Annotated in this window: 19 protein-coding genes and 2 pseudogenes; 12 read left to right on the top strand and 9 right to left on the bottom strand. The window is 70.0% G+C overall.

The features are described from left to right. Positions 1 to 53 precede the first annotated feature (53 nt). From KBY32_RS12635 to KBY32_RS12625, 3 genes are read right to left on the bottom strand one after another with little or no spacing between them, the layout of a single operon-like run. Positions 54 to 542, bottom strand: a complete 489-nt coding sequence (locus KBY32_RS12635; protein WP_210980015.1) for an IS5 family transposase — start codon at positions 540 to 542, stop codon at positions 54 to 56. Positions 543 to 565: 23 nt separating this feature from the next. Then, a complete protein-coding gene (locus KBY32_RS12630; RefSeq protein WP_210980014.1) occupies positions 566 to 3274 on the bottom strand; it encodes a lanthionine synthetase LanC family protein in 2709 nt (902 codons plus the stop codon). 3 nt (positions 3275 to 3277) lie between these two features. Next, a complete protein-coding gene (locus KBY32_RS12625; protein WP_210980013.1) occupies positions 3278 to 3532 on the bottom strand; it encodes a hypothetical protein in 255 nt (84 codons plus the stop codon). 627 nt (positions 3533 to 4159) lie between these two features. Here KBY32_RS12625 and KBY32_RS35340 point away from each other — a divergent pair. Further along, positions 4160 to 4786, top strand: coding sequence for a hypothetical protein (locus tag KBY32_RS35340; protein ID WP_247689344.1), 627 nt, complete (start codon positions 4160 to 4162; stop codon positions 4784 to 4786). A gap of 158 nt (positions 4787 to 4944) precedes the next feature. Next, entirely contained in the window at positions 4945 to 5802 is an 858-nt protein-coding gene (locus KBY32_RS12615) for a transposase family protein (protein ID WP_308293706.1), read from the top strand. A gap of 256 nt (positions 5803 to 6058) precedes the next feature. On the opposite strand, the gene KBY32_RS12610 is transcribed toward KBY32_RS12615, so the two are convergent. Further along, entirely contained in the window at positions 6059 to 6652 is a 594-nt protein-coding gene (locus KBY32_RS12610; RefSeq protein WP_210980012.1) for a TetR/AcrR family transcriptional regulator, read from the bottom strand. A 64-nt stretch (positions 6653 to 6716) separates the two neighbouring features. Between KBY32_RS12610 and KBY32_RS12605 the strand changes: the two genes are divergently transcribed. The 5 genes and pseudogenes from KBY32_RS12605 to KBY32_RS35335 form a co-directional block, all read left to right on the top strand. Beyond that, positions 6717 to 7247, top strand: a complete 531-nt coding sequence (locus KBY32_RS12605; protein ID WP_055620533.1) for a GNAT family N-acetyltransferase — start codon at positions 6717 to 6719, stop codon at positions 7245 to 7247. A 283-nt stretch (positions 7248 to 7530) separates the two neighbouring features. Then, positions 7531 to 8505 carry an L-threonylcarbamoyladenylate synthase gene (locus KBY32_RS12600; protein WP_247689343.1) on the top strand — a complete coding sequence of 325 codons (975 nt, stop codon included), beginning with the start codon at positions 7531 to 7533 and terminating at the stop codon, positions 8503 to 8505. Positions 8506 to 9597: 1092 nt separating this feature from the next. Beyond that, on the top strand, positions 9598 to 11100 hold the full coding sequence (locus KBY32_RS12595; protein WP_210980010.1) for an FG-GAP-like repeat-containing protein: 1503 nt from the start codon (positions 9598 to 9600) through the stop codon (positions 11098 to 11100). Between the two features lie 154 nt (positions 11101 to 11254). Beyond that, a pseudogene (locus tag KBY32_RS12590) lies at positions 11255 to 11637 on the top strand (antibiotic biosynthesis monooxygenase). 107 nt (positions 11638 to 11744) lie between these two features. Further along, positions 11745 to 11900: pseudogene (locus KBY32_RS35335) on the top strand (sugar dehydrogenase); the annotation flags it as partial. A 33-nt stretch (positions 11901 to 11933) separates the two neighbouring features. On the opposite strand, the gene KBY32_RS12585 reads toward KBY32_RS35335, so the two are convergent. After that, complete coding sequence (locus KBY32_RS12585) at positions 11934 to 13418, bottom strand: exo-alpha-sialidase (RefSeq protein WP_210980009.1); 1485 nt, start codon at positions 13416 to 13418, stop codon at positions 11934 to 11936. A 534-nt stretch (positions 13419 to 13952) separates the two neighbouring features. On the opposite strand from KBY32_RS12585, the gene KBY32_RS35330 reads away from it, so the two are divergent. Then, entirely contained in the window at positions 13953 to 14306 is a 354-nt protein-coding gene (locus KBY32_RS35330) for a hypothetical protein (protein ID WP_247689342.1), read from the top strand. Positions 14307 to 14398: 92 nt separating this feature from the next. On the opposite strand, the gene KBY32_RS12575 is transcribed toward KBY32_RS35330, so the two are convergent. From KBY32_RS12575 to KBY32_RS12560, 4 genes are read right to left on the bottom strand one after another with little or no spacing between them, the layout of a single operon-like run. After that, the gene (locus KBY32_RS12575) at positions 14399 to 16306 is read right to left on the bottom strand and encodes a glycogen debranching N-terminal domain-containing protein (protein ID WP_210980008.1); all 1908 of its coding nucleotides are present in this window, start codon (positions 16304 to 16306) and stop codon (positions 14399 to 14401) included. After that, on the bottom strand, positions 16303 to 17658 hold the full coding sequence (locus KBY32_RS12570) for a hypothetical protein (protein ID WP_210980007.1): 1356 nt from the start codon (positions 17656 to 17658) through the stop codon (positions 16303 to 16305). Before KBY32_RS12570 ends, KBY32_RS12575 begins: the two co-directional genes overlap by 4 nt. After that, on the bottom strand, positions 17655 to 18455 hold the full coding sequence (locus KBY32_RS12565) for a sugar phosphate isomerase/epimerase family protein (protein WP_210980006.1): 801 nt from the start codon (positions 18453 to 18455) through the stop codon (positions 17655 to 17657). Before KBY32_RS12565 ends, KBY32_RS12570 begins: the two co-directional genes overlap by 4 nt. Positions 18456 to 18475: 20 nt before the next feature. Continuing rightward, positions 18476 to 19522: a zinc-binding alcohol dehydrogenase gene (locus tag KBY32_RS12560; RefSeq protein WP_210980005.1), complete on the bottom strand. Its 1047-nt coding sequence runs from the start codon at positions 19520 to 19522 to the stop codon at positions 18476 to 18478. Positions 19523 to 19649: 127 nt separating this feature from the next. Here KBY32_RS12560 and KBY32_RS12555 point away from each other — a divergent pair, with 127 nt between their 5' ends. Genes KBY32_RS12555 through KBY32_RS12540 form a run of 4 tightly spaced genes read left to right on the top strand, consistent with a single transcriptional unit; the run spans position 19650 to position 24186 of the window. Next, the gene (locus KBY32_RS12555) at positions 19650 to 21053 is read left to right on the top strand and encodes an ABC transporter substrate-binding protein (protein ID WP_210980004.1); all 1404 of its coding nucleotides are present in this window, start codon (positions 19650 to 19652) and stop codon (positions 21051 to 21053) included. 31 nt (positions 21054 to 21084) lie between these two features. Continuing rightward, positions 21085 to 22101, top strand: a complete 1017-nt coding sequence (locus KBY32_RS12550; RefSeq protein ID WP_210980003.1) for a carbohydrate ABC transporter permease — start codon at positions 21085 to 21087, stop codon at positions 22099 to 22101. Continuing rightward, positions 22101 to 22967 (top strand): carbohydrate ABC transporter permease, encoded by an 867-nt coding sequence (locus tag KBY32_RS12545; RefSeq protein WP_210980002.1) that lies wholly within the window; start codon positions 22101 to 22103, stop codon positions 22965 to 22967. The genes KBY32_RS12550 and KBY32_RS12545 overlap by 1 nt, the downstream gene beginning before the upstream one ends. A gap of 16 nt (positions 22968 to 22983) precedes the next feature. After that, positions 22984 to 24186, top strand: a complete 1203-nt coding sequence (locus tag KBY32_RS12540) for an ROK family protein (protein ID WP_374224927.1) — start codon at positions 22984 to 22986, stop codon at positions 24184 to 24186. Positions 24187 to 24268 lie beyond the last annotated feature (82 nt).

Below are 24268 nucleotides of genomic sequence, written 5' to 3'. Positions count from 1 at the left end.
GGAACGGGTACGGCCACCGCGTGCTCATCGGTTGGTGTGTGGACAAACGAAGATCATTGGGCGGCCGCTGGCCAAAGCGTGGACCCCGCCCGCTGGCGGCTGATGTTCGACCAGGCCATGTCCCGGATCGCGGGCCGGTTCGCCAAGTTGAGCCGGCGTTTCGTCCGACTGGTTGATCCCCCTTTTCGGCCGGTGGCGGCAGCGTGCTGGTGGGCGCGGACAATGATGCAGTCGATCTGGACGAGCCAGTCGATATCGCCGGCCGCGTCCGTATGTGCCTGGATCTGCTGCAGGGCACGGGTGCACACGCCGTCCAGGGCGTAGCGGCGGAAGCGGGTGGAGACCGTCTGCCAGGGGCCGTAGCGTTCCGGCAGGTCACGCCAGGAGATCCCGGTCCGGACCTTGTAGGCCATCCCGTTGATGACCTGCCGGTCCGACACCCGCGGCTGGCCCGTCGCGGCCCGCGGTATCAACGGAGCGAGTAACTTCCACTCCTGATCGGTGAGTTCATGACGGCGTATCACACCACCATGATCCACCACCCGATGATCTTTGAATACGGACCCTAGTAGGCCCCGTACCGGAAACCCTCCCGACTGAGCTGGTAGCGGCGGCGCGGTGTCGCCATCCTCAGCAGGACAACGGGGATGCCTGCGTAGCCGACGAGGTAGTCGGGGGTTATTTGGCAAGGGGCCTCGGAGATCCACGCCCGCCCGTCCGGGGAATCGACCGCGAACGCTGGCAGGATGTTGATGAGCCCACGGGCCTGTGCCAGCAGGTCCCTATCGTCCAGGGCCAGACCAGCGTCCCACAGGAACTCGGCGTTACCCGCCAGTCCGTGGCACAGGGTCGGTCCGCTCCAGCGGGCCCCAAGGGCCACCGAGCGACAGACACGCCGGAGTGTCTCTGTCGGGTCCGGTTCGAGGCCGAGACGCCGGGCGTGCAGGAGCATCCGGCCGATGCCCGTCGCTCCGTGGCACCAGAACGGCGGGTGTGCCCGGCCTCCTTCTGCCATGGGCCAGGCGACCCCGCTGAGGTCCTCCAGGCAACGGATCGCCTGGTCCATGATCCGTCCGGCGGCCTCGCGTGCGGCCTCCTCGTACCGGGACGCCCCGGTGGCTTCATAGAGGTCGAGCAGGGCGTCGGCTATGCCGGCCGCACCGTGGGCATAGCCAAGGAGGCTTTTGCCGCTGAGATCTCCATAACCCGGCGGAATACGCCAGTGTGCGGTGCCGTACCCGCCCTCGCGCTGCCGCAGGAGGGTGTCGCCGCAGTGCACCGCCCGGTCGAGGCTCCGTCCGTCGTCAGTCTCGTCCCAGAGCATCAAGTGCACTCGCAGTCGGCCAGCGAGACCGTGGAAGAGATCGGGGGAGTCGTCGAGATCTGCCGCGGGTTGCGCCCCCGCCCGGTCGACCGCGAACCCGACGAGTTCCTCGTCGGACAGCACTTGGCCAGCCCGTAGCAGTGCGGCGACGACGCCCATCTCGCCCACATAGAGCCCGCGCGGCCGGTCCCCGGGGACGGCTGGCATGGCGTCGAGTGTCCGTGCTGCAGCGCGCAGGACGTCCATGTGCCTCGGGACACGCAGTTCCTGGGCCAGCTCAGCCAGCGCGAGGACCGTGCCGGCCATCCCGGTGTTGATGTCGCGGCCCACGAGTCCCTTGCCGACATAGTATTCGCTGCGCCATGTCACCGTCTGCGCGGAAAACTCTGCATGGGCGCAGATGAAGTCGCCTGAACGGCGAGCTAGTTCGAGCAGGTCCGTCGCCCGCGTCAGGTCGAGGTCAACGGTGTCTGGTGGTGCGGGTGGCCGTGATGACAGGTTCTCCGCGACCGTCAGCAGTGCCCGTCGCACCTCGCGCGCCGAGCTAAACCGTCGCTCGGGATCCGGGTCCAGGCACCGCGACACGATTTTCGCCAGAGAACCGTCGACGGCCGGCCGAAGCTGCCCGAGTTGTCTGGCCAGCAGGTCGTGCGGGTCGGGGGCCCGTGAGGGCTCGGCGCCGGTGGCCAACAGGTAGAGCACAGCTCCCAGGGCGTAAATGTCGTCGGCCGGTGACACCGCCTCTCCCGCCCTGCACGCGGGCGAAAGGTAGCCGCGGGTCCCGGCCTCGGCGGGCCGGTCCCTGGCGCCGACGGGATGGGACAGCTCGAGGTCGATGAGCCGTACTGGACCGTCCGCCGGGAGCATGATGTTGGCCGACTTGAGGTCCCCGTGCATGTGGCCGGCTTCGTGAAGCACAGACAGTGCATCCGCGATGGAGGCTCCCAGCTCCACCACGCGAGCGGTGGAACAGCTATGACCCGATCCGGCGAGTCCCCGCACGTGACGGTCGAGCGTCTCCCCGCCCAGGTCCTCCAAGACAAGGATCAGTTCGTCATCATCCTCGACGACATCGAGGACCTCTGGGGTCACCCGCCGTCCGGAAAACCTGAGAAGCACGGCCGTTTCACGCCGCAGCGCTGCGGTGCCGTCACCAGTCTCGCTGCCCTGGCTCACAGGTCGCTTCGCGGCGCGCTTCAGGATGCACCCGCGCGGCGTGGCCAGGTCGAGGGCCAGTTGGACCACGGCCCGAGGTGAGTGTGCCAAGGTCATGACGGGCTGGTACCGGCAGGCCACTGTTCTCGCTAAGGCGGACGATGCGCCCATGCCGTTCCTGCGGAAGGGGTCGTCGACCCACTCCGGCACCGAAGGGGTCGCTTCCCGGAGATCCGGGACCAGACGGCCGTCGGGATGCAGCACGGCGAGGACGATGTCGCCGAGCAGGGTCTGCATCCGGGTGCCGTCGAACCCTCCATAGCGGTAGAAGACGACGCTCCCATCCGCGTAGGAGCGGTCCGACGGGATGTGAGGACCCCGCATCCCCCGTGTAGCGGCTGCCAGCGCGGCCGCGATCTCAAGGGCCGAATCCTCGTCGTGCGGATAGACGGTGATGAATTTTCCGACCTGCGAGATTCCAGCCGCCCCGCAGTTGAGCCGTTCGAGCCAGGACAGGGATCCCAACACCTTGAAGGCGACTCCCAGCGTGACAAGGGGAGGCAGGGCTCGTCGAAGGGTCTCGTCGGCCGTCGAGACGTAACTGGAAACGTGAAGCTTCCAGCCCTGCCGGGGGAGGTCCGGCCCCGGTGGGGAGGCAGCTATCGACGGTTGTAGCGAGTCGTGGGACGGCACGATCCGCCAGTCGGACAGCCAGCCGCCGACCGCTTCCACGACCGTGTCAAGGAGCCACGGCTCCGGCCGATCAGCCGTCATCGGGGCGGCCTTCCGTGCCATTCTTCAGACCTGCGGGATCGTGACGTAGCAGGTAGGCCCGCATACCGACGACCAGCAGGTGCCGTCGCTGCACCCGTCGTCGTCTCGCGCTTCGATGATTTCCCGGGAGTACTCCTCGACCGAGTTCTCGGGAATCTGGTACTCGGCGAAGACGGATCCGGGGTCCTCTGCCAAGCGCTTTCGGAACGCATCATCGGTTTCGGCCTTGTAAATAATCTGGTACAGGCGAAGCCTGACAGCAGCGACGTCTTCGGTCATGGCTGCCTCCGACAGGGAATAACATTACTTTCGCGCGACAGCGCCACCACCGTAATCTTCCCCCTGTAGCGGTCCCCACCGCGCCTAGACCTTCCGGTCTCCCCTGTGTCCAGTCTGTGCCGGGTCCCGCCTCACCGCTACTTGGATAATGCGGCTACGGATCCGTCACCACGACTGCGAAGTACTACCCTCACTATCCGTACTGCGGGTCACCGGCCGTACCGACAGACACGACCATCTCCTGGGCTCCGTCCTTCGGAGAGCGTGGACGGGCCTTCCCCGTGGTCGACACCGGCCAGCCCCGAGCACAGGCGCGGGCGCAGCTCGAGCGGCCTCCGCCCGCCACCGCCTCCTCCCCACTTCGCCGGGCCCCTCTGTCTAGCCTGCGCGGGCAGGAGGACACCATCGGCGGTCGGCAGGTCGCATCCGGGGCATCACGAGGTCCTGCGCGCACCTGGTCGGCGAGGGATGGGGCTGCTCGCGGCCGGCGTCGGACCGGCCGGTAGGGTTCCGACGCGCCGCGCTCCGGCCGGTAGGGGGAACGGCCGAAACTCGGCACCATCTGGGATGTTTCGTAGTGCACGCACGGGTCGTGGGCCGGTTGGGTTTTGTCGGCTGAGAAGCCACGTGTCGGCCTCGGTGCTGGTCCTTGCCCTGGCGGCGGTTAGCGGGTGTGGGTCGCAGGCTTCCAGCCCGAGCCCCACGGTCACGCTCGAAGCGCGGCCGCTGAGTCAGAAGGAGCTGGAGTCCGCGAGATTGGCCGAGGGGGAAGCGGGCCGGTACGGCGTAGGTCTTAGCAGCGAAACGCCAGCGGACATGGAGCCAGGAAAGACCGTCGCCACGCCAGAGGTCTGCCTGCCCGGGATAGACGTGCTCCTGCATGGCTGGGCGAAAGGCGCGACCGCCTATACGCGCTTCTACCTCAGGGACTCGACGAACACCGTAGGGGTCAGGTCGGTGGCCCTGACGAGCTATCCCGCCGGTGAGGCCGAGCGGGTATTCGCCGCGGTTGAGAAGTCGCTCCAAAACTGTCCCTCTGTGGTCTACAAGTCCATGTTGGGAACCTTGGTGCATGCAAAACTCTCGCTCGGAGAACCACTCGTGCCAGGTGACGAGTCGCTCAGGGCGAATATGAGCTTCTCCAGGAGGGGGATCGACAACCACACGGCATACGGCCTCGTACGCATTGGAAACGTCCTCGCCTGGTTCAGCTTCAATGAGACTTTCGGCACCACTCTGCCGCAGCAGAAGTAGGCTGCTCTCATGCCCGTGCTGCCGGAGAATCTGGTCGCCCGGCAAGTGAAGAAGGTGGAAAAAACCGCCACGGAAACGACTTCGACGCCCTGACGCCTAACGAGCTCGTGCACGGTAGGCGGTGAGGCGTCGAGCTACTGATCGTCGATCATGGTCGTGTGGTGGGGAACGCGTCTCGTGCAGCGATCATCAGCGACCGGAGGATCACGGGCCTGTCGACCGGCGTGATCGCTGAACTCGTGGCCGAGCTGGGCCCGTTGTGGCATGAACGGCATCAGGCCAGGCTTGCGTCCGGGCCACGGAAGCGGGCTGTGGGCGCCGGTGCGAAGCACCGGCTGGTCTTCGTCGACCGGCTCCTGGCCACCCTCGTGCACCTCCGTCACGGGGCCACCCACGACGTGCTCGCCTGCTGGTTCGGCGTGGACCGCTCCACCATCACCCGCGCCGTCGGCGAGGTACGGCCCCTGCTCGCCGAGCGAGGCTGCACCGTCAGCCCTGACGTGAGGCTGCGATCTTTGGCCGAGGTCGTCGACCACCTCGGCGCGAGCGGGAAGACCGGGATCGTCGACGGCACTGAGACCGGGTCCGTCGGGCCCGCCGCCGGGCGCAAGGACCGCGAGGCGTTCATCTCCGGCAAGAACAAGCAGAACGCCGTCAAGTCCATGGTGGTCACGGACGGCGAAGACCGCGTGCTGTGGTGCAGCCCAGCACGGCCCGCAAGCTGCGCGGACATTACCCACGCTCGCCAGTTAGGGCTGGTCAAGCTCCTGGCCGACGGGCCCGCGGTGGAGATTCTCGCCGATGCCGGCTACCAGGGCCTGGGCGCGCAGACCGGCGGCCGGGTGGTGACACCGCCGCACCGCAAGTTCAAGAAGAACGCTCTGGACTGGTACGAGGAGATGTACGAGCGGCAGCGGAAAGCACATTCCTCACGACGCATCCGCGTCGAGCACGGCATCGCTCACCTGAAGAACTGGCGAGCTCTGGCCCGCACCTCGGCCGCCGCGAGCACATGAGCGACACCGTCCAGGCCGTCGCTGGCCTGCTGTCCCACCAGCAGACCGCGGACCTGACGTCGACACGGCAGAGGTGAACACCGAGCCCCGCCGCCATCCTCGACGCCTCCCTGCCTACCGTGCACGAGCTCGTACAGGCTGTCCCGTAACTCCGCAGACCGTTTGCCGGTGTCCGTTTCGATCCGCTTGGCCGACATCCCATGGAGGCCGCGCCGCGTACGCGCCGGAGCGACAAGAGGGCGAGCTCGGTCAGGCGTCAGCCGCCTGTGGTGCTGCCCTGCAGCAGGGCGAGCTGGTGCTCGACGGCCACGGTGAGCCGCGCATCGTCGTCGGTGGCGAGGAGGTCGAGCAGGGCACCCCGCAGGACGGCAAGGGCCAGGGTCCGGCGGGCGGCACCGTCCTCGCTGTCGCGCTCGGGTGGCGGCTGGAAGCCGGCCAGGACGCCGAGCCAGTCCTCCACCGTCGCCCGGGCGAATCCCGCCCAGGCCCCGTCGGGCTGGACGAGGGAACGGGTGTACGCCTCGGCCCATAGGCGCAGCAGCGGCCGATGCTCCCTCGCGGCGAGCCACGTCCAGAGTCGTTCGACGGCGGGCCCGAGTCCGGCCGGGCTTTGGGGCTGCCGGACTCGGTCCAGGAGTGCCAGCTCGTCGGCGCGGGCGCGCGCCAGCAGCGCCCGCAGCAGGCCGTCCTTGCTTTCAAAGAGGAAGAGCAGGACCCGCGGGCTGGAGCCGATGGCTTCAGCCAGCGGGCGCAGCGACAGGTCGGCCAGGCCGTGGGCGAGGGCGTACTGGTAGGCCGCTTCCAGCAGTTCGGCCCGCCGGGCGGAGGGGGTTGGCGCTTCCTGAGACATGCAGCTAGCCTAACTGAAACAGTCGTTTCAGTGGTGGTTCGATCGCGGGCCGGGAGAGCAGTGCATGTATCAGCAAGATCAGAAACAAGTCGTCATCCGCCGCGCTGACCGTCCCGGCGACCTGGGGTGGGTGGTGATGGCCCACGGCGAGGCGTACGACCAGCAGTTCGGCTGGAACACCGACTTCGAGGTACTGGTCGCCACCATCGTCGCCGACTACGGAACCAAGCACGATCCGGCACGAGAGGCGGGCTGGATTGCCGAGGTCAACGGCCGACGCGTGGGCTGCGTCTTCCTCGTCGCGGGCGACCGGCCGGAAGTGGCCAAGCTGCGGATTCTGCTCGTCACCCCGGAGGGCAGAGGTCTTCGCCTCGGGACGCACCTGGTGGAGAAGTGCATCACCTTCGCCCGTGAAGCGGGTTACGAGCAGGTAACACTGTGGACCAACGACGTGCTCACGACGGCGCGCAAGATCTACCGGAGCTTCGGCTTCACCCTCGCCGACGAGGAGCGACACCACAGCTACGGCCATGATCTTGTCGGCCAGAACTGGACCCTCGATCTGCGCACCGGCGCGACTGACAGCGACAGCTGACCGACACGGCGAAGCCCGAGCCGACCCCACTGGTGCGCCCCTCAGGGGGCCGCCACCGTCACGGACGCCGACTCCCCCGCCCTCGAAGATCCCGGCCGAGCAGGTCGAAACAGACACCGCCAAAGAGTTTCCGGAGTTACAGGACAACCCTTAAGGGATCTGTGGCAGGCCGACAGCGCCACCAGTCGATCGTGACCAGCTCCGGGGATCACCGGAACCGTGGTCGGCGCCGAAATCGATCAGGACGGTCGCTGGTCGCCGACCATCTAGGATGGCGAGGGTGATGGCAGGAACCAGTGACATCGAGAAAGCGGCCGATGTGCTGCGCGCCGGTGGCCTCGTGGCCCTCCCGACCGAGACCGTCTACGGTCTGGGCGCCAACGCCGAGGATCCCGCCGCCGTCTCGCGCACCTTCCAGGTCAAGGGGCGCCCGCCCTCGCATCCGCTGATCGTCCACATCGGCGGGGCGGAGCTGCTGGACGACTGGGTACAGGAGGTACCGGCGAGGGCCCGCCTGCTGGCCGAACACTTCTGGCCGGGGCCGCTGACGTTGGTCCTGCGTCGGGGGCGCCGGGTGCCTCTGGAGGCCACCGGTGGCCTGGAGACAGTCGCCGTGCGTGTGCCCGACCACCCCGTCGCGCTCGCGCTGCTGTCGGCTTTCGGCGGAGGTGTCACGGCCCCGTCCGCGAACCGCTTCGGCTCGGTGAGCCCCACGACCGCGGACGACGTCCGTGCCGAGCTCGGCGACGCCGTGGACTTCGTGCTGGACGGTGGCCCCTGTGAGGTCGGTGTCGAGTCGACCATCGTCGACGCCACGGGCGACATCCCGACCATCCTGCGGCCCGGCGGGGTGACGCGCGAGGATCTCGAATCGGTGCTCGGGTGCCCACTCGCGGTCCCCGCGTCCAGCCGCATCCGGGTTCCGGGCCAGCATCCGTCGCATTACGCGCCGCGTGCCCAGGTCGTCCTGGTCCAGCCGGAGAAGGTCGTCACGGAGGCTGAACTGGCGCAGGAACTGGGGCACCGGGTCGGCGTCTTCCTTCCTGCCGCTTTCGGCGACGCCAAGGTGAAGGCGCACGCGGTCGTGCGGGTCCCCGATTCGATGGCGGCCTACGCGCGGCGGCTTTACGGCTTCCTGCGCGAGCTCGACCAGCGGGGGTGCGACATCATCGTGGCGTCACTGCCGGCGGAGGCGGGCCTGGGACTGGCGATCGCCAACCGGCTCCGCCGCGCCGCGGGGCCCCGGGCCGCTGCGTGACCAGCGCCGACGTCCTGCCCTGACTGCTGCTCCCGGGTGCGGGGGGGGTCTGTGGATTCGTCGCCGGTCGGGCAGGCGGGCTCGGTTCGTGCCGCCCCTCGTCGGTGACGACCGTTTCCGGGCCCGCCTCCGGGTCCTGGATCCGCTCCTCGGCCGGATCGCCGGGGCGCCGCTGCCGCTTGCCACGGTGCTCGGCCGGCATCCGGTTCTCGTGCGTCACGGAACCGCCGTGGCGCGGATGCGTCCGCGGCTTGTAGGCGCCGGTGGTCTCGTTGCGGGCGCCGGGGTTCTCCCCGGCGCCCGCCGCCTCACGGGCCGCGGCCCTGCGCTCCTCCTCGTCGCCTTCCATCTTCTTGCCGACCGTGACACTGCCGTCCTCGTGCTCTGCCGGTCCTCTCGTTCGTGTCAGCCGTCCGGTTCGTCCTGGACCGGCGGCTTCGGCGCGTGCCGCAGATGCCGGGACCGGCCCGCCGGCCGTCCTTAACCGGTCTTCGCCCTCGACCCGTTCGGCCCGCCCGGGATCGAGGTCAACTGAACCGATGATCGGGCGTAGTTGAACTGCACGCGTCCGGGGGATACGGGATCGTGGACCGACCCATGTGGAGAGCGGACCGGATGCACCCCCAAGAACGCGGGCGTCGCCAGGTAACCCTGCTTCTTCACGCCCTCCTCCCCGCGACGCCGGCGACGCGGCGGCGGGACCGCCTGGATCGGCCACCGAGCCCGCACGCGACTCGAAGGCATGCAGCCTTCCGCGCGCGGTACTCATGGTGGTCCGCCCCCGTCGGCTTCCCCAGAAGCCGTGCGACGCGCCTCACGCCCGGTGCCGATGGGGCAGACCATAGCGAATACGGCATTGCTGCGAGACCGGTTCCGCGCCACCACCCTCCGCCGTCCGCCGGTACGCCGACCGTCCCACTCCGCCTCGTGCCGTCCGCCTCGATTGGGAGCAAGGAACGTTCGACGGGGCGTACAACCGTGACCCGGAGTCGGATGTCTGCTGAGTAGGGCCGGCCGCCTCCAACGACCGCGCCGCGCACCGTCCACCACGGCCGAAGCCGTAGAAGATCCCGAGGACCAGGAGGTTCTCCAGTGCGTCGCATCAGAAGCGCGGTCGTCACGGCCGCTGTGCTCCTCACCCTCGGTGGCGGGGCGGTCGTCACTGCTCCGGCCGCACAGGCCGCGGTGCCTTTCCCGTCGATCGGCTGGCAGCAGCGCAACTGCGATTTCAACGGTGACGGTTACGACGACGTGCTGACCGGTGCGCCGGGAGCCACGGTCGGCGGCGCCGCGCGGGCGGGCTACGTGAGCGTGCAGTACAGCTCGTCCGGTGGCCTCAGCACCACCAGGAGGACCGTTCTGCACCAGGACATCTCAGGCGTCCCCGGCGGCGCCGAGAGCGGAGACGGCTTCGGCCGGGCCGTGGCCTCCGGAGACCTGGACAACGACGGCTACGACGACGTCGTCGTCGGCATCCCCGGCGAGGACCTGGCGGGGCTTTCCGACACGGGTGCCGCCACTGTCTTCTGGGGCTCCCCGAACGGGCTGCGGGGAACCGACAGCACCTGGCTGGAGAACAGCGAGGCGCTTCGGGCCGGTGCGCACTTCGGCCGGGCGATCGAAGCGGCACGCTACTTCGCCCCCGACCCGGCGCAACCGGACGCCGACCCGCGTGACTCGATAGCCGTCCTGGAGGACGACGCCCTGCTGTTCTTCACCGCCTCCCCCGGCGAGACAGGCCAGCGGGTCAGCATGTCCCACCTCGGCGTGAAAGCCGGGGACTTGGCGCCGGCGGACACCGGATTCGAGTTCCGCGGTCTCTCCCACGGCAATTACAACGAGGACTCCTGGGCCGACCTCGCAGTCTCCGGCGTCACGACCGGCGAGCGCGCGGGCACCGGCTCGGTCCAGGTGCTGCACGGCGCGCCGGACGTCGAGGACCTGGGCGACGGCGGCACCTTCCCCGGCGGGCCGGCGATCGTCTCCGGCGACTGGGACGGGACCGGGCAGGACGACCTCGTCATCGGCGACACGGGAACGGGCTCGCCCAAGGGCGGGGGCATCACCCTCTACCTGGGCCGCGGAGACCTGTCCGGTCTCGAACCGGAGCCTGCGCAGTACTGGACCCAGGACTCCGTCGGCGTGCCGGGGGTGGCGGAGACGGGTGATCAGTGGGGCGCCGACCTGTCCGCCGGTGACACCGACGGCGACGGGCACCCCGACCTTGCCGTCGGCGCACCCGGTGAGGACGTCGGCGGCGTGTCCGACGCGGGCGCGGTGTGGGTGCTGCGCGGCGACCGCAGCGGGCTCACGAACGTGAGAGCGAAGAGCTTCGACCAGCAGCATGCCGACATCCCCGGCGTGGCGGAGTCCTCGGACCGCTGGGGCAGCCAGGTTCGGCTCATCGACGCGAACAAGGACGGCCTCTTCGGTCTACTGGCCTCCGCACCGGGCGAGAACACCCACGACGGCTTCGTCTGGGTCCTCCCCGCCTCGTCGTCGGGGCTCATCGCCGCGGGCACCTGGAACTACGGTGGTGCCCGGCTCGGCGCACCAGCGGCCGATGCTCAGTTCGGGGCGGCGATCGACGAGTAGCCGCGGTGGTGCCGGGGCCGGCGCGCTGGGCCGTGGTCACGCCGCCCTGGCCCAGCCGGCTCGTTCTCGGCTTCGGGTGAAGAACCGGACGGCGAGGTGCCCGATCCCGACCGGACAGTGGATGTCGGACCGCATCCTGCCTCAGTGTGGAGACATGAACGATCACTCCCAACTTCCCGTCCTGCCGGTGGAGACCTTCGAACCCCCTTACTACGTCGCCGTCTTCACGACAGTGCGCTCCCAGGAACAAGCGGATACGCCGAGACCAACGCCCGCATGGAGAGTCTCGTGAAGGACATCCCCAGCTACCTCGGGATCGACCACGCCCAGACCCCGGGAGGGCTGGGGATCACCGTCGGGTACTTCCGCGACGCCAAGGCACTGGACGAGTGGCGGAGCAACGCCGAGCACCGCGCGGCGCAGAAGCGCGGCCGTGCCGAGTGGTACCAGAGCTACACGCTGCACGTGGCGAAGGTGGAGAGGAGCAGCGCGTATCACGCGCAGGGAGGTGTCCGGCAACGGCCGGCAGCCACCTGACCTAGACCTGGCGAAGGCCCCATGGGCGGGGCGGCCCCCCGCGCCTGTGACGGACCGCCCGAAGGGACCGTGACCGCACGGCCTCCCAGTTCGAACTGCCGGGCGCCACCGTCCGTTCGCTGTGGCTGAAGGACGACAAGGTGACAGCCGTGAACGACCTCGGGGTCAACGGCGGCGAGGTCATCTCCTTCGCGCAGGGCGGCCGCGGCGAACTGTACGTGTTCGCCATCGGCGGTGACGTCTTCCGCATAGACCCCGCGTGACGAACCCGAACCCCCGGAGTCATAGCCCGGGTTTCAGGGGGTCCGCACGGTGAGGGTGCCGTCGCCGTAGGACCGCTGTGTGCCGCGCACGAGGTAGGTCGCGGTCGTCGGCACGGTGCCCGGGGTCGCGGTGGCGGGGACGGTGACGGGAATCCTCGTGGTCGCACCTTGGCCCCGCTTGAGGGCGGGCACGGTCACGGACGGCGCGCTCCAGCCGGACGGCAGTGCGAGAGCGACCGAACCCGCGGACAGTTCCTCGTCGTTCTGGCTGACGACTCGGACGGTCACGTCGGTCGTCTTTCCGGCGGGCAGGGACGCCGGCGGCGTCACCTTGACGGGCGCGCAGACACCGCCGAGCCACCGCAAGTCGAAGGACGAGAAGGTGATGTGCCGATAGTCGGCGCGCTCCCACAGCATGCCCACCAGGTCGTCGCCGGCGATGCCGCTGCCCAGCGGGGTAAGCGTGGAGTAGGCGGCCGCGCCGGCCTCGGCGGTCCTGCGGATCGGCCAGTTCCGTCCGTTGTCGCAGGAGAGCCGGACGGTGAGGTTGCTGCGGCTGTCGGTGGTCGCCGTGTTGCTGAACAGCAGCCACCGCGCCCGGGGGTGGGTGGCGCGGACGTCTGGTGCGAAGCGGGTGCTGGAACCGTTGTTGGCGGGATCGGGCAGCTCCTTGTCCTGCTCGAAGGGCGTGTAGGTGACGCCGCCGTCGGAGGAGTACGCCACCGTGCGGTAGGGCGCGCGACGGTTGTTCAGCATCACCCGGCCGTCGGACAGTTCGACGGTCTTGTTCTCGTCGCCACCGGGGCCGACCGGCCTGCCCGTCCTCCAGGTCGCGCCGTGATCGTCGCTGTAGGCGCTGACGGCATACGTGGCAGCGCCGTGGCGGATGGCGTACTGCTGGATCAGGCGGCCCTTGTAGGCGCCGCGCCGCAGTTGGATGCCCTCTCCCGAGGAGGCGAACATGCCGGCCCAGGCCGGGTTCTTGATCTCGGCGGTGATCCGCCGGCGCTTCCAGGTCAGCCCGTCGTCGTCGGAGTAGCTGTAGTCGGCCTGCAGGACATTCGGATCGCGCTCGTCGTTTCCGGTGGCCGAGCCGAAGAATCCATGGTTCACGGAGGCCGCGTAGAAGACGAAGACTCGGCCGGTCTCCCGGTCCACGAGGAGGCTGGGATCGCCGAAGCCCTTGGGTGCGGCTTCCTTGCGGATCACCTGCTGGGGCTGCCAGGTGGTTCCGCCGTCCGTGCTGCGGCGCAGCACCACTCCGATGTTGGCGGGCAGGTCGCCGAGGGTGGGGCGGGCGTCGTACGCGGCGAGCAGCGTGCCCTTGGTGGTGCGGGTCAGAGCGGGGATGCGGTAGTGGGGGGAGCCGGTGCCGGCGGTCGCGATGTCCTGGGAGGTGAGGGTGCCGGGATGAGGGTGACCTGCTGGTCGGGCGCTGTGCGCGGCGGCGGAGCCGGCGACCAGGAGGGCAACGGCGGCGCCCGCGGTCGCACTGGCGAGGGTGCCTCTTCGCTGCATGAACGTGTCTCTTCTCGGGCGGAGGTCGGGCGGGTCGGGGATCGCGCAGGAGGGAGGGCTCGGCCCCGGGAGGCTCCCCGCCGACAGACTCGGCCCTCACCAGCAGGGGCCCTCTCGGTTCGGTGGTCTTCCCCTGGGGACGCGCGTTCGGCGTCGGCTGCCGCTTCGCCTTCCGCGCGCCGCCACCGAGAAGTGCACTACCACCCCGCCACCCGCTGCCGACCGCGACGGAGTGAAGAACCACCTGTTCGCCTGTCACCACCCCGGCGCCCCCACATCCGGCGGCCGGACCAGAGAGGGTTGCCCGCGCTCGTTCTCATTGCGCGGTCGAGACGTCTCGCCGACCGCGCCTACGGGTGCGTCTGTGTGATCGCGATGAGGCCGTCGAGGGCGCCCCGGACGTCTCGATCGTCCATCGACAACCAGACTTCGGTTCGAGAACAGACCTGGTGACCGGTTCGCTGGACGCGGTGCGGCGTGAGCCGGAGACCAGCATGTTCGGCCACTTGGACATGATCCGGGAGTTCGCGCCCGGTGCTCGCCCGGATCGGCGGGACGCGATCGTCAATGTCCTCAAAGATCTCTCCGTCGGATCTGGCCGCCGCGGCGCTCGACGGTGTCGAGGCGGGCACGGCCGAGGTGCTCACCGAACAGGGGAGCCGGGACGTCAAGGCGCGTCCGCCGCTGACGCCGGAAGGTTCAGTGCCGCAATGGACCGGGCCCTGGCGGCGCGACGGCGGCCTGACGGGGGGAGAAATCCCCACTCGGGCGGGGCTTCGCCCGTCCGCGTCCCTTTGCCCGGTACTGATCCTCGTCGCCTTGGCGGGCGAGGGTTCCGCAGCGCAGAGTCACTTCACCCACGAGGGGGTGCGTCGGTCTTCCTCTTGAACGCCACCGGGCCCCATATGGCTCTGCACGTGGGGCCCGGTCTCCGCACGCTCGGCGGCGTGTCGTCGGTGGTCAATCCGAGCGGCCCGACGTCAGACGGACTCCAGTGCCGTCCGCAGGGCCAGGGGTGTTGCCGCTGCCCATGCCTGCGGGGAACAGGAGTGGGGGTAGGGGACGGGTCGGGTGGTCGCGGTGCGGTCGTAGCCGGCCAGTACCTCGGGGAGGCGGTCGCTGTGGTGGGCGGCGGCCGCGAGCAGGCCCTGAGTGAGTTGGCGGACCTCGTCGGCGAGGCCGTGGCGGGCCAGGCCGAGAGCGATCACGGCGTTGTCGTGGGGCCAGGCGCTGCCACGGTGGTAGGACAGCGGGTGGTAGGGCTTCTGCCCGGCGGCGAGGGTGCGGATGGCCCAGCCCGAGAAGAAGTCCGGTTCCATCAGGCGCCGTCCGACGCGGCGGGCGGCCTCGGGTTCGAGGATGCCGGACCACAGCAGGTGTCCGGCGTCGGAGGCCAGGGCGTCGACCTGACGGCCGCGGCCGTCGAGGGCGAGCGCGGGGAAGTCGGCGCCCGTCATCCAGAAGTCCGCCGTGAAGCGACGGCGGAGGTCCTCGGCGCGTTCTCGGAGCCGCTGTGCGTAGGCTCCGTCCTGCCAGAGGGTCTCGGCCAGTTCCGCGGTGCGCACGAGGGCGTCGTAGGCGTAGCCCTGGGCTTCGCAGACGGCGATGGGGCCGTCGGCCTGGGTGCCGTCGGTGAAGCACACGGCGCCGGCGGAGTCCTTCCAGTTCTGGTTGACCAGGCCGCCGGGGTCGGGTTCGTAGACGAGGTAGCCGTGGCGGGTGAGGCCCCCGTCGGTGAGCATCCAGTCGACGGCGCGGCGGGCGTGCTGTTCCAGGCGCAGGGCCACGGAGGGGTCGCCGGTCTGCCGGTAGTGGGCGTGCAGAAGGACCAGGAAGAGCGGGGTGGCGTCGACGGCGCCGTAGTAGCGGCCGTAGGGGACCTGACGGAAGTGGGCGAGTTCACCGTGGCGGGTCTCGTGGACGATGCGTCCGGGCTGCTCGCGGCTGACGGGGTCGTGGCGGGTTCCCTGGGTGGCGGCCAGGGCACTGAGGGTGGCGGCGGCCGTCCGGGGGCGGTGGGGCAGGAGGAAGTAGGAGGTGAGCAGGGAGTCTCGGCCGAAGAGGGTGAGGAACCAGGGGATGCCGGCGGCCGGGACGTGCACCTCCTCACCGTCGACGCCGGTGGCGGTGATGGTGAGCAGGTCCAGGTCGGCGAGCCCGCGTTCACAGGTGCGGGTCAGGTCGTCCGTGGCCGTGGTCGCCGGACGGGACGGCCGGGACGTGGTCGGGGGCTCGGGCAGGGCGTGCGGGCGTGCGTGCACGGTGAGGTGGAGGTCGGCTTCGCCGTGGGCGTCGAGCGGGAGGTGCCAGGTGAGGGTGCGGGCGGTGGAGTGCGGGCTGTCGTCGGCGGGTGTGACGTCGTGGGGAACGGGCCGGGAGATCAGCGCGGTTGAGGAGTGCCATTCGGCGCGGCGGTAGTCGAAGCGCACTCCGTCCGCGGTGACGTGGGTGGTGTGCTGGGCGCCGGGTTTGTCGTAGTGGCGGTCGTCGGCGCGCAGTTCGAAGAGGTCGGCGAAGTCGGCGTCGACGGTGAGGGCGACGTGGGCGGTGACCGGTTCGGGACGGTTGCTGACCAGACGCAGGTGTTCGCCCAACGCCCCCGCCGAGACGGTCTGTTCGCGGAAGACGGTGTATGCGGGCGGGTCGTCGCGGGTGCCGGCCGGGGTCAGGACGCAGGTGGCGGTGTCGTCGCTGTCGGCGGTGGCCGGTGTCAGGGCGAGCGGTGTCTCGCCGTCCACGGTGAGCTGCCAGCGGCTGAGGTGGCGGGCATCGCGCAGGAACAGGCCGTCGGGTGTGCGGCCTCGGGTCCCGCTGATGGAACCCGCCGCGTCGAGGCGGACGAAGGTGGCGTCGCGTACCAGTTGGACGCGGTCGTCGGCCGGGGTCATACGGTGGGCTCCTCGGTGTCGGCGCACAGCAGGTCGAGGGTGAGCGCGGCGGTCCAGGAGAAGTGCCGGGCGCCGCGTGCCTCGCCGGTGGCGGGATCGACGTATTCGGCGAAGTCGGAGGCTCCCGCCTCGGTGACGATGCCTTGGCGCAGGTTCTCGGCCTGTTCGCGCAGGCCGTGGGTGCGGAGGCCGCGGTGGATGAGCCAGGCGGTGTTGAACCAGGCGGGGCCGCGCCAGTAGCGCTGGGCGTCGAAGGCCGGCCCGGTGAGGTCGTGGCTGGGGACCAGCCGGGTGGCGGGGGCGTCGAAGCGCGGTCCGCTGAGGGTGGTGAGGAGCCGGGTCGTGATGTGTGCGGGCAGGTCGGGGACGAGGAGAGGGATCAGGCCGCTCACCCCGTCCTGGGCGACCAGGGTGTCGTCGGTGAGGTCGCGTGCGCGGAAGATGCCCGCCTCCTCGTCCCAGAGGCGGCCGACCATGCGCCGGGTGAGGGCGTCGGCGCGCTCGGTGTGACGGGTGCCGTCCCCGCCCAGTTCGCGGACGATCGCGGCCAGTGCGTGTTCGCCCGCGATGAGCAGGGCGTTGAAGCAGGGGTCTTCGACCGCGAAGGCGAATTGGGTGGCCCGGTCGTCGTAGCCGGCGTCGCGGTAGTCGCTCGCCAGGCGGACGTAGCGCCCGTAGTCGAGGTCGGTGGGCCGGTCGGCGGGGTGTCCGTGGGCGAGGTCGGCGCGCCGGAAGGTACCCGGTGCGGTGGGTTCGACACGGGTGAGGGCGCGGTCCCAGCTGGGGCTGTTGTCCATGCCGGGCTCCCAGGGGTGGACCACGGCGGCCAGACCCGCGCCACCGAGGTCGCGGCGCGTGAGGAGGTACTCGTGCCAGGCGGCCAGGTGTGGTGCCACGCGGGCGAGGAAACCGCGGCGCGCGGATTCGGCCGGGTCCGCGCGGTGCACGAGCCAGGCGGCCAGGGCGTGTACCGGAGGCTGGACGATGCCGGAGGTCTCGGGCGCGGCGGGTGCGCCCGCCGCACGGCCCGCGCCCGAGGAGCGCCAGAAGTCGGGGCTGGGGAAGTAGGCGTCGTGGGGCACGGCGGGGTTGAACACGATGTGCGGGATGCGACCGTCGGCCCACTGGGCCGTCAGCAGGGATTCCAGTTCCTGCTGGGCGCGGCGGACGGAGAGGTGCCGCAGGCCGATGGCGATGAACGCGGAGTCCCAGCTCCACTGGTGGGGGTAGAGGGTGCGGGAAGGGACGGTGGAGGTGCCGGTCCAGTTGTCGATGAGGACCCGCGCCGCACCGCGCCGCAGTGTCAGGGCCGCGGTCGCGGTGGGCGCGGGCCGTTCCAGGAGGGACTTCACGCGCCGGACCTCTTGAGGAAGGCGGGGACGGAGCGGACGGCCTCGACGGGGTCGCCGGTCAGCCGGCATTCGAGGGCGAGGTGGCCGTCGTAGCCGACGGTGTGCAGGGCGCCCAGCCAGGCGGGCCAGTCGAGGTGTCCGGCGCCGGGCTGGAAGCGGTTGGAGTCCGAGACCTGGGCATGGCCGATGAGGTCGGCGTGGGCGAGGATCGCGGCGGCGGGGTCCGTTTCCTCGATGTTCATGTGGTAGCTGTCGATGCCGATGCGGACGGAGTCCAGGCCGACGGTGCGGATGAGGTCGGCGGCCTGCTCCAGCCGGTTGACCATGTGGTCCTCGTAGCGGTTGAGCGGCTCCAGGAAGAGGGTGACGCCCTCGGCGCGCGCGTGCTCGCCCAGTTCGGTCAGGCCGGTGAGGAGGATCTCGCGGTCCTCCTCCTCGCTGCGCGGGGGTTCGAAGGGGGGCAGCCGGCGGGAGAACATGCCGTAGCTGGCGGGGGTCTGGGCGCCCACGCCGCCTATCTCCGCGATGACGGTGAGCTGGGACTTCATCTGGTCGAGGGCGTCGCGGCGCCGGTCGGCGTCGAAGGCGCCGAAGAAGTGCAGCATGTCGACGCAGACCGTGGGCATGACCACGCCGTCCTTGCGGGCTCGGCGCAGTTCCTCCAGGCGGGAGGCGAAGTGCAGTTCGCCCTTGCCGCGCAGTTCGATGGCGTCGTAGCCGGCCTGCTGGGCGAACTCCCACTTGGCCTGCAGGGTGTCTCCGGGCAGGAGTTGCTCCTGTGCCGCGGTCTTGAGCATGAGGGGGCCTTTCGAAACGTTCAGAATTCCAGCACGACCTGCAGCGCCTCGGAGGGGCGCTCGTCCAGCAGGACGTAGGCGTCGGCAGCGTCGGCGGCGGGCACGACATGGCTGACGAGGGAGGTGACGTCGATCTGTCCCTCGGCGACCAGGCGCAGGAAGGTCTGCTGGAGGCGCTCGACGGTCCAGCGGTGGGACAGTTGCGGGGGGACGCCGCCGATCTGGGAGCAGACGAGCTGGACGCGGTTGTGGTGGAACTCGTCGCCCAGGCGCAGTCCGATGCCGTCGCCCTGGTAGAAGCCGGAGGCCACGACGCGTCCGCCTGCCGCGACGGAGCGGAGGGCCTGGTGCAGGGCCGGGTAGGCGCCGCTGATCTCGATGGCGACGTCGGCGCCGAGGCCGCCGGTGGCTTCACGGATGCGTTCGGCGACGGCGTCGGTCCGGGCGTTGAGGGTGGCGTGGGCGCCGTAGCGCTTCGCGGTCTCCAGGCGCCCGTCGAGAGCGTCGACGGCGGTGACGCGGGCGCCGTTGAGCTGGGCGAGGCGGGTGGTGAGCAGACCGATGACGCCCTGGCCGAAGACGGCGGCGTCCTCGCCGAGGTGGATGTCGGCGGCCAGGACGGCGTTGTAGGCGATGGCGCCGACGCGGGCGAAGGCGCCGGCGAGGGGCTCGAGGCTGGCGGGGAGGGTGTGGCCGATCATGCGTTCGGCGGGGACGATGCCTTCGCTGCGGTGTCCCCAGATGCCCCAGACCAGGTCGCCGGGGCGGGGCAGGCCGGGGACGCCGTCGAGGTCGGGGGCGGTCTCGACGACCTCGCCGACCTCGGAGTAGCCCCAGCCGGCCACGGGATACTCGATGCCGGCGGCGCCCTCGCGGAACAGGCGGGCCTCGGGATCCCAGGTGCGCGTCAGGTAAGGATTCGTGCCGCGGTACGCGGTGAGTTCGGTGCCGGCCGATATGCCCGAGTAGCGGGTGCGGACCCTCAGATGGCCCGGGGGCAGATCGGCGGTGACCTGCTCGGCGACCTCCACCTGACGGGGGCCGGTGAATTGGACGACACGTTCCACGGATGACTCCGGAAGGGGGTTGCGAGTGCGGTTGCGTCGACAATAGCCCTCACTTATGTCTTGTCAACACGCATAAGTGATGCTGAGATGCGTGGGCAGTAGACGTAAGTCGGAACGAGGACACGCAATGCGCACCAAGAGCCGGCGATCCAACGCGATCGCGGTGGGCATCACCGCAGCCCTGACACTCGGGCTGCTCACGGGCTGCGCCGGCAGCACCGGGCCCGGGAAACCCGACCGGGAGATCACCGTCTGGTCGCAGGAGAACCTGCCGGACCGGGTGGCGGTCACCCAGAAGATCATCAAGGGGTTCGAGGAGAAGACCGGGATCAAGGTCCATCTCGTCGGTGTGGACGAGGGCCAGATGCCGCAGCTGATCATGTCGGCGGCGGCCTCCGGCACGCTGCCCGACGTCATCGGCGCCGCGCCCATGGGCCAGGTCTGGCAGATGTACAGCAACGGCCTGCTCAACACCGACATCCCCAAGAGGATCGTCGACGAACTGGGCCGCAAGAGCTTCAACGCCAACGCGCTGCAGCTCACCTCCGACGGCGCCACCAGCCTCGGCGTCCCCTCCGACGCCTGGCTCCAGCTGCTGGTCTACCGCAAGGACCAGCTCGCGCAGAAGAACCTGGCCGCCCCCGACACCTACGACCAGGCGCTGGCCGCCGCCAAGGCCCTGACCACCAAGGGCGCCTACGGCATCTCCGCGGCCACCGACCCCAGCGACGCCTTCACCTCACAGAGTTTCGAGAGCCTCGCCCTCGCCAACGACTGCCAGCTCGTCGACGACCAGCACGCGGTCGCCCTCGCATCCCCGCAGTGCGAGACGGCGTTCACGACCTACGACGCACTCGCCCGTGACTACGGGGCCCCCGGCACCCAGACCGTGGACTCCACCCGCGCCACCTACTTCGCCGGCCGGTCCTCGATGATCATCTGGTCCTCGTTCCTGCTCGACGAACTCGCCGGCCTGCGCAAGGACGCCCTGCCCAGCTGCCCGCAGTGCAAGGACGACCCCCGCTACCTCGCCCGGAACAGCGGCATCGTCACCGCCATGAAGGGCCCCGACGCCGCCGAGGCCGCCCAGTTCGGTGAGATCACCTCCTGGGTCACCACGAAGACCGCCGAGACGGCGGCCTCCCGGGAATTCATCGAGTACATGATGGGCACCGGCTACGAGTCCTGGTTCGGCATGGCGCCCGAGGGCAAGATCCCCGTCCGCAACGGCACCGCCGCCCAGCCCCGGCGCTACCTCGACGCCTGGCGGCACAGCCCGATCGGCGTCGACACCAAGAAGCCGTTCGACCAGGTCTACCCCGCGAGCCTGCTCAACCAGCTCGCCGCGGGCGTCAGCAACATGCGCCGCTGGGGCATCACCCAGGGCGAAGGAGCCCTCGTCGGCGCCACCAACGGCGAACTGCCCGTCCCCAAGGCCATCGGCGCCATGACCAGCGGGCAGATCTCCCCCTCCGAGGCGGCACACGAAACCGACGACGACGTCTCCGCCCTGCAGAAGTCCCTCCAGTAGCCGCCCGCATGCACGTCACGAAGGTCCCCTCATGACAACAGCCCCCGCCGGCGCACCGCAGCGCCGCGACACCCACACCGCGCCGGCCGAGCGCCCCGCCGAACGCCGCCCGCCCATGACCGCCAGCCGCCGCGCCAACCGCGCCGGCCTGGCGTTCGTCTCCCCCACCTTCATCGTCGTCCTCGTCGTGGTGATCCTCCCCATCGCCTGGACGATCCTGCTCGCCTTCCAGCACGCCAAGCTCGTCGACATCCAGGGCATGGGCCTGTTCGGCAACTGGACCCTCGACAACTTCGACCAGGTCTTCGCCTCCGCCGGCTTCTGGTCCAGCCTCACCACCACCCTGCTCTACACCGCGGGCTCCACCTTCGGCTCGGTCGCCCTCGGCCTGATCGCAGCTCTCGCCCTGCGCAAGCCCTTCCGCGGTCGCGGACTGCTGCGCGCCGCCATGCTGCTGCCCTACGTCGCCCCCGTCGTCGCCGTCGCGTTCGTCTGGGAGGTCGCGCTCAGCCCGCAGTACGGCGTGGTCAACGACTGGGGACGGCGGCTGTTCGGCTGGGACGACCCCATCGCCTTCCTCTCCACCCGCGCCTACGAAGTCGACGTGCTGGGCTGGCACTTCGACATCCCGCTCGCCCTGCTGACCGTCATCGCCTTCGAGTGCTGGCGCTACTTCCCCTTCGCCTTCCTCTTCATCCTCGCCCGCCTCCAGGCCGTCCCCGACGCCTTGGAGGAAGCCGCTCTCGTCGACGGCGCCACCCCCACCCAGCGCTTCCGCCACATCCTGCTGCCGCAGCTCATGCCGGTCATCGCCCTGCTGTGCGTCCTGCGCTTCATCATGACGTTCAACAAGTTCGACGACGTCTACCTGCTCACCGGCGGCGGCGCGGGCACCGACGTCGCGGCCGTGCGCGTGTACGACTTCCTCACCGCCCGCTACGACGTCGGAGCCGCCGCCGCCCAGGCCCTGGTCCTGGCCGCCTCGCTCATGATCCTGCTCGGCTTCTACTTCAAGTTCTTCGGCAACAAGGTCCAGGAGGAATCGTGATGACGCGCGCCCGGTTCGAGGAGACGTTCTTCGGCGTCCTGCGCTGGGTCGTCATCGCCTTCCTCGCGGTGATCACCCTGCTGCCCTTCTACTACATGCTGCTGCTGTCGCTGAAGCCCATCGACGCGCTGCTGCTCGACCCCGGATCCCTGTGGATCTCCGCCCAGGACCTCACCCTCACCACCTACCGCGACGTGCTGCGCTCCACCGACGCCGGCGGCCAGGGCTTCCTGAAGTTCCTGCTCAACTCCGCCCTCGTCTCCCTGGGCACCGTCGCCCTGACCCTGCTGGCCGCCGTCCCCGGCGCCTACGCCATCAGCCGCCTGAAGTTCTTCGGACACCGCCAGGTCAGCGCGCTCTTCCTGGCCGTCTACCTCTTCCCCGCCACCCTGCTGGCCGTGCCGCTGTTCGTCATCTTCGCGAAACTGCACCTGTCCTCCAGCCTGACCGGACTCGCCATCGTCTACGTCGCCCAGACGGTGCCGGTGTCGATCTACATGCTGAAGAACTACCTCGTCACCATCCCCTCCTCGATCGAGGAGGCCGCGGCCCTGGACGGCGCCGGCCGCCTGCAGACCGTCCGCAAGGTGATCCTGCCGCTCGCCCTGCCCTCCCTCATGGCGACCGGCCTGTACGTCTTCATGATCGCCTGGAACGAGTTCCTCTTCGCCCTGCTCTTCCTGGCCGCCGACCCCGGCGAATGGACCGTCTCCCTGGGACTGGCACAGCTGTCCAACGGCGTGGAGGTGCCCAAGACCGTCCTGATGGCCGGGTCCGTGGTGCTGACGATCCCCGTGGTACTTCTGTTCTTCGCCGCCGAACGCCTGCTGACCGAAGGTCTGACCAGCGGTGCCGACAAGAGCTGACCACATGAGGGGCCAGATGCTGACGACGAATCAGGTCACCGCCGGGGAGCTGCTGGAGCTCATCCGCAGCGGACACGCCAACACCCGCTCCGATCTGCAGCAGGTCACCGGACTGTCGCGGTCGACCGTGGGTCAGCGTCTGGACCTCCTCAACCGCGCCGGGTGGCTCAAGCACACCGTCGGACCCTCCACCGGCGGGCGTCCCATCCAGCAGATCGTCTTCGACCCCTCGCACGCCGCGGTGATCGCCGTCGACCTGGAGACCCGCCACGCACGGGCCGCCGTACTCGACCTCGCCGGCACGATCCTCGCCGAGCAGACCGGGCCGATGCGCATCAGCGACGGCCCCGACGAAGTGCTGGACGCACTGGCGGCCTGGTTCCCCGAGCTGATCACCGCGGCCGGCGTCGACGCCGAACGCGTCTGCGGCATCGGCCTGTCCGTCCCCGGACCCGTCGACTGGAACACCGGGCGCGTCGTCCAGCCCCCGATCATGCCGGGGTGGGACCAGTTCCCCATCCGGGAACGCCTGCAAAGGGCCTACGCCGAGCACGTCGGCCCCAGCATGGAGAGCGGCCCCGTCCCCGTCTTCGTCGACAACGACGCCAACCTCATGGCGCTGGCCGAGCATCAGGCCAACCACCGCGACTGCACGGCGTTCGTCCTGGTCAAGGTCTCCACCGGCATCGGGGCCGGCGTCGTCGTCGGTGACGAGGTCTACCGCGGTATCGACGGCGGCGCCGGCGACATCGGACACATCCGCCTGCACGACCGGCCCGACGCGCTGTGCATGTGCGGCTCCCACGGCTGCCTGGCAGCCGTCGCCAGCGGCCGCGCCCTCGCCGGCCACCTGTCCGCCCTGGGTACCGACGCCGCCTCGGCCTCCGACGTCAAGCGCCTGCTCGCCGAGGGCAACCCCGACGCCATCCGGCTCGCCCGCGAGGCCGGCCGCCGGGCCGGAGAGGTCCTGGTGACGGTCGTCAGCCTCCTCAACCCCGGAGTCCTCATGATCGCCGGGGAGTTGTCCGGGGCCCCGTTCATGACCGGCGTCCGCGAACTGCTCTACCAGCGCGCCTTCCCTCGCGCCACCGCCAATCTCCAGGTCGTCACCTCCCGCCTGGGAGACCACGCCGGCGTCATAGGAGCGGCCTCCATGGTCGTGCAGTTCCTCTACTCCCCCGCCCGCGCCGACACCCGACTGGCCGCCCTCACCCCGTGAGACGCGCGATATCCGTAACGGGAGTCGGCCACACTCCCAGTTCCACGGGCCGTGCCTGACCGCGGGCCCGAGCACAGACAGG

Source organism: Streptomyces sp. RK62 (genome assembly GCF_018070255.1).
GTDB classification, from domain to species: domain Bacteria; phylum Actinomycetota; class Actinomycetes; order Streptomycetales; family Streptomycetaceae; genus Streptomyces; species Streptomyces nigra.
Note: the sequence above shows the minus strand (reverse complement) of the source record. Positions and strands in the feature narration are given on the sequence as shown.

Bases quoted from the DNA above. Each gene is read 5' to 3' on its own strand.
- KBY32_RS12610 (WP_210980012.1), bottom strand. From the start codon at position 6,652: ATGTCTCAGGAAGCGCCAACCCCCTCCGCCCGGCGGGCCGAACTGCTG.
- KBY32_RS12545 (WP_210980002.1), top strand. From the start codon at position 22,101: ATGACGCGCGCCCGGTTCGAGGAGACGTTCTTCGGCGTCCTGCGCTGG.
- KBY32_RS12565 (WP_210980006.1), bottom strand. From the start codon at position 18,455: ATGCTCAAGACCGCGGCACAGGAGCAACTCCTGCCCGGAGACACCCTG.
- KBY32_RS12585 (WP_210980009.1), bottom strand. From the start codon at position 13,418: ATGCAGCGAAGAGGCACCCTCGCCAGTGCGACCGCGGGCGCCGCCGTT.
- KBY32_RS12540 (WP_374224927.1), top strand. From the start codon at position 22,984: ATGCTGACGACGAATCAGGTCACCGCCGGGGAGCTGCTGGAGCTCATC.
- KBY32_RS12630 (WP_210980014.1), bottom strand. From the start codon at position 3,274: ATGGCACGGAAGGCCGCCCCGATGACGGCTGATCGGCCGGAGCCGTGG.
- KBY32_RS12575 (WP_210980008.1), bottom strand. From the start codon at position 16,306: ATGACCCCGGCCGACGACCGCGTCCAACTGGTACGCGACGCCACCTTC.
- KBY32_RS12605 (WP_055620533.1), top strand. From the start codon at position 6,717: ATGTATCAGCAAGATCAGAAACAAGTCGTCATCCGCCGCGCTGACCGT.
- KBY32_RS12600 (WP_247689343.1), top strand. From the start codon at position 7,531: ATGGCAGGAACCAGTGACATCGAGAAAGCGGCCGATGTGCTGCGCGCC.
- KBY32_RS12550 (WP_210980003.1), top strand. From the start codon at position 21,085: ATGACAACAGCCCCCGCCGGCGCACCGCAGCGCCGCGACACCCACACC.
- KBY32_RS12625 (WP_210980013.1), bottom strand. From the start codon at position 3,532: ATGACCGAAGACGTCGCTGCTGTCAGGCTTCGCCTGTACCAGATTATT.
- KBY32_RS12555 (WP_210980004.1), top strand. From the start codon at position 19,650: ATGCGCACCAAGAGCCGGCGATCCAACGCGATCGCGGTGGGCATCACC.